This is a genomic window from Micromonospora arida (genome assembly GCF_003857035.1).
Classification (GTDB): domain Bacteria; phylum Actinomycetota; class Actinomycetes; order Mycobacteriales; family Micromonosporaceae; genus Micromonospora; species Micromonospora arida.
On the sequence record NZ_QGSY01000323.1, the window covers coordinates 1 to 4515 of the forward strand.

The window sequence follows — 4515 nt, forward strand, 5'->3', positions numbered from 1 at the left end:
GGCCGGCCCGGTTGCGGAGTCCGGCCCGGCGGGTGCGGCCGGCCCGGTTGCGGAGTCCGGCCCGGCGGGTGCGGCCGGCTCCAGTGCGGTGTCCGGCCCGGCTGGGCTCGCCGAGCCGGCCGGGCAGGCCCGGCTCGCGGGGCGGTCGCTGCTGCGGGTCGGCCCGGTCAGCCTGCTGATCCGCCGTCGCGCGGTACTGGTGGCCGCCGTGCTGACCGTGCTGCTCCTGCTGGCCGTCGTGCTCAGCCTCTCGCTGGGCACCCCGTACGTCGCCCCGGCCGACGTGCTGCGCGCCCTCTCCGGAGCTGGCACCCCGTACGACCTCGTGGTCTTTGATCTTCGGTTGCCGCGGGTCGTGCTGGCGGCCGTGGCCGGCGCCGCCTTCGGCGTGGCCGGCACGCTGATCCAGAACGTGGCCCGCAACCCACTCGCCAGCCCGGACGTCATCGGCATCACCCAGGGCGCCGGCCTCGCCGCGACCGTGGCCCTGACCAGCGGGATGGCCGCGGTGCTGGTGGCACCCACCGCGCTGGTGGGCGGGCTGCTCGCGGCGGTGCTGCTGTTCGCTCTCGGTGCCCGGCACGGGCTGGCCGCGCAGCGGTTCGTGCTCGCCGGGGTGGCGGTCGCGTTCGGCTTCCGGGCGCTCACCGAGGTGGTCATGCTCACCGCCGACCCGATCGACGGACTGCGCGCGCAGATCTGGCTGATCGGCACCCTGGCCGGCAAGGGTTGGACCGAGGCCGCCTGGATCGCCGGCACGCTGCTGGTACTGCTGCCGGTGCTGGCCTGGGCCGGCTGGGCGCTGAACAGCACCGCCCTGGACGACGACACCGCCCGGGGCGTCGGGCTGCGCCCGGTGGCCCGTCGGATCGGCCTCGCCGGCACCGGCGTACTCGTCGCCGCGATGGTCACCGCCCAGGTCGGCGCCGTCGACTTCGTGGCGCTGGTCGCCCCGCAGGTGGCCCGTCGCCTGGTACGCGCCGAACGACCACCGCTGGTCTGCGCGGCGCTGCTCGGCGCCCTCCTGCTGGTGCTGGCCGACCTGGCCGGCCGGCGCCTGTTCGCACCCACCCAACTACCCGCCGGTGTGCTGACCGCCGCGATCGGCGGCCCGTACCTGATCTTCCTGCTGCTGCGTGGCCGGCGGCGGTCGTCGTGACGCCTCAAGGAGTCGTGTGATGCTCTCCACCCGCGACCTGGTCGCCGGCTACGACGAGCGGACCGTGCTCGACGGGCTCGACCTCGACCTGCCCACCGACGCGTTCACCGTGATCGTCGGACCCAACGCGTGCGGCAAGTCCACCCTGCTGCGCACGATGGCCCGGCTGCTCACCCCCCGCCGCGGCACGGTGCTGCTGGACGGCACCGCCATCCGCGAGCTGCCGACCCGGGAGGTCGCCCGCCGCCTCGGCGTCCTGCCGCAGAGCCCGCTGGTGCCCGAGGGCGTCACCGTGGCGGACCTGGTCGGGCGCGGCCGACAGCCCTACCAGCGGTGGTGGCGGCAGTGGTCGTCGGAGGACGGCGCGGCGGTGGACCAGGCGATGGCCCTCGCCGACGTCACCGACCTGGCCGACCGGCCGGTGGACAGCCTCTCCGGCGGTCAGCGGCAACGAGTGTGGATCGCCATGACCCTCGCCCAGGACACCGACGCCCTGCTGCTGGACGAGCCGACCACCTTCCTCGACCTGGCCCACCAGGTGGAGGTGCTGGACCTCCTGCACCGGCTGCGCTCCGAGCGGGGCCGAACAGTGGTCGCCGTCCTGCACGACCTGAACCAGGCCGCCCGCTACGCCGACCACCTGGTCGCCATGCGCTCCGGCACGGTGGTCGCCGCCGGCCCGCCCCGGGAGATCCTCACCGCCGACCTGGTCCGCGACGTCTTCGGGCTGGCCTGCGTGGTCGTGCCCTGCCCGGTGACCGGCGCGCCGCTGGTGGTGCCCGCGTACACCGGTGGCAACGCTCCCGCTCCCGCTCCCGCTGCCGCGTCGGGCGGCCCGGTCGCGTCGCCCGGTGGCGCGGGTGACCTGATCGCCGCGTCCGGTGGCGCGGGCGGCCCGGTCGCCGCGTCCGGTGGCGCGGGCGGCCCGGTCGCCGCGTCCGCTGGCGCGAAGGACCCCGATTCGTCGACGGCGTCCGTACCGGACGCCCGACCCTCCACCGGCGACGCGGCCAACCCGCTCGCCGGCTCGCACCCCTCGAAAGGACTCTGATGCGTCGTCTCGTCGCAGCTCTCGCCGCGGCCGTCGCCCTCGGCGCCGGCCTCACCGCCTGCGGTGAGAGCGACCCGGTCGCCGGCTCCACCACCGGGGACACCCGGGAGATCACCCACGCCATGGGCACCACCAAGGTCCCGGCCGAGCCCAAGCGCGTCGTCGTGCTCGACACCGACAAGATCGACACGGCGCTCTCGCTGGGCATCACGCCCGTCGGTGCGGCCACCGCCGGTGAGGCGAAGAGCTGGCCCACGTACTTCGGCGCGGACAAGCTCGCCGGCATCAAGGAGGTCGGGGTGCTCACCGAGCCCGACCTGGAGGCGATCAACGCGCTGAAGCCGGACCTCATCCTCGGCAGCAAGTTCCGCCAGGAGAAGTTCTACGACGAGCTGGCCGCCATCGCGCCGACCGTGTTCACCGACAAGGTGGGCATCACCTGGAAGGACAACCTCCTCCTCGACGGCAAGGCCCTCGGCCGCGAGCAGCAGGCCAAGGATCTGCTCGCCGCGTACGAGAAGCGGGCCAAGGACTTCGGGGCGACGCTCGGCGACGCCGCCGCGCGCAAGGTCTCCATCGTGCGGTTCCTGCCCGGCAACATCCGGGTGTACGGCCCGGACTCGTTCTCCGGCATCGTCATCGGCGACACCGGCCTGGGCCGCCCCGAGCGGCAGCTGCTCGCCAACAAGGAGGACAAGCGCTTCGACCTGGTCAGCCCCGAGCGGATCAACGAGGTCGACGGTGACGTCATCTTCGTGACCGCGTACGGCGACAAGGCCGCCGCCGAGCAGACCAAGGTCGCCGGCGGGACGCTGTGGAAGGGTCTCGGCGCGGTCAAGGCCGGCAAGGCGTACCCCGTCTCCGACGAGGTCTGGATGACCGGCATCGGCGTCGGCGCCGCCAACAAGATCCTCGACGACCTGACCAAGTACCTCCCCGCCGCCTGACACCCCGCCGGGCGCCGCCGCGCGAAGGCGCTCACCCCGCGCACCCGCGCGAGGCGCACCCCGCGCACCCGCGCGAGGCGCACCCCGCGCACTCGTGCGAGGCACGCCCCGCGCACTCGTGCGAGGCACGCCCCGCGCACTCGTGCGAGGCACGCCCCGCGCACTCGTGCGCCGGCCATGATCGTGCTTGATCCAGGAAGTAGTGGCCTCCCAGGACGGGGGAGGCCACTACTTCCATGTTCGAGCGCGATCATCGTCACCGGGGGGAGCGCGAGCGTGCTCGTAGGGCGGCTCGGACCTCGGCGAGGAACCCGTCGAAGTCGTCCCGGAGGCGCTTGGCGGTCAGGTGCAGCACGATCCAGTCGCCGCCGAGCAGTCGGTTGAGGCGTTGGCGGTCCCGATGGAACTGCTCGGGGTCGTCGTGCCAGAGTCCGTCGTACTCCACCGCGACCTTGAACTGCGGCCAGGCCAGGTCCAGGCGGGCCACGAACCGGCCCTGATCGGCCACGACCCACTGCGTCTCCGGCCTCGGCAGGCCGGCGAGCACCAGCCCGACCCGGGTGCGGGACTCCTGGGGGGACTCCGCACCCGCGTCGGCCAGGTCGACCGCGCGTAGCAGCGATCGCCAGCCGCGTCGACCGGCCCGGCTCAGCGCGTACTCGCGCAGGGCTGGTGCGGTCGTCAGCCTGTTGGCCAGCATGGCGTCGATGACGACCACCGCCTCGATCACATCGAGCCAACGGGCCAGGTCCCAGCAGGTACGCGCCGGGCTGGTCACCGTGACCCCGGCCCGGTCCACGGTGTCGCCGGAATCGATCTCTCCGTGGTGGACCCGGATGCCGGCGGTCGGGCCGATCCGGGTGGCGGCGGGAACGAGGACGTCGACCGGCTCGCTCGCGCCGGGCTTCGCGCAGCCGTACAGGCCGGCGGCAGCGCGCCCTGCGATGGCCGCACCGGGTGGTACCAGCCAGCGTCCGATGGCGGTGCATCTGATGGTGTGGGTGACTGCGATCTGGGCATCGGCGTAGACGTCGCGGAAGAGCGGTCGCCACGCCGAGCTGCGTAGCTCGTTGCGGGTCAGTAGGCCTCGCGAGATCGCGGTCGAGCCACGGAAGATCCGACCCCGCAACTGCGGCGGCCGACGAGGAACTTTCGGCATGGCCTCAGGCTGGCCGAACCTCTTCGCGTCACGCTGCCCCTGTGGATAACAACAGTCACCACACCGGCGCCGATGCGCGTCGTTATCCCCATGATCACGCTGGAACATGGATGTAGTGGCCTCCCGAGAAGCGGAGGCCACTACATCCAGGATCGAGCGCGATCTTGCCGGGCAGGCGCGTGGGGCGTGGGGCGTGGGG

3 protein-coding genes and 1 pseudogene are annotated in these 4515 nt (G+C 73.4%); 3 read left to right on the forward strand and 1 reads right to left on the reverse strand.

Annotated features, from left to right (window positions below; all coding sequences use genetic code 11):
- The 3 genes and pseudogenes from DLJ58_RS31910 to DLJ58_RS31920 all read left to right on the forward strand — a co-directional run.
- Window positions 1–1159, forward strand: a 1159-nt coding sequence (locus DLJ58_RS31910) for a FecCD family ABC transporter permease (protein ID WP_341869942.1), incomplete at its 5' end; no start/stop codon positions are given.
- Window positions 1160–1178: 19 nt separating this feature from the next.
- Window positions 1179–1949, forward strand: a pseudogene (locus DLJ58_RS31915) (ABC transporter ATP-binding protein); the annotation flags it as partial.
- Between the two features lie 260 nt (window positions 1950–2209).
- Entirely contained in the window at window positions 2210–3157 is a 948-nt protein-coding gene (locus tag DLJ58_RS31920) for an ABC transporter substrate-binding protein (RefSeq protein ID WP_124862373.1), read from the forward strand.
- A gap of 256 nt (window positions 3158–3413) precedes the next feature.
- Here the strand turns inward: DLJ58_RS31920 and DLJ58_RS31925 are convergent, their stop codons facing one another.
- Window positions 3414–4316 carry an endonuclease domain-containing protein gene (locus DLJ58_RS31925; protein WP_124862377.1) on the reverse strand — a complete coding sequence of 301 codons (903 nt, stop codon included), beginning with the start codon at window positions 4314–4316 and terminating at the stop codon, window positions 3414–3416.
- Window positions 4317–4515: the final 199 nt, after the last annotated feature.

Coding starts and splice junctions, on each gene's coding strand:
- DLJ58_RS31920 (WP_124862373.1), top strand. CDS start 2,210: ATGCGTCGTCTCGTCGCAGCTCTCGCCGCGGCCGTCGCCCTCGGCGCC.
- DLJ58_RS31925 (WP_124862377.1), bottom strand. CDS start 4,316: ATGCCGAAAGTTCCTCGTCGGCCGCCGCAGTTGCGGGGTCGGATCTTC.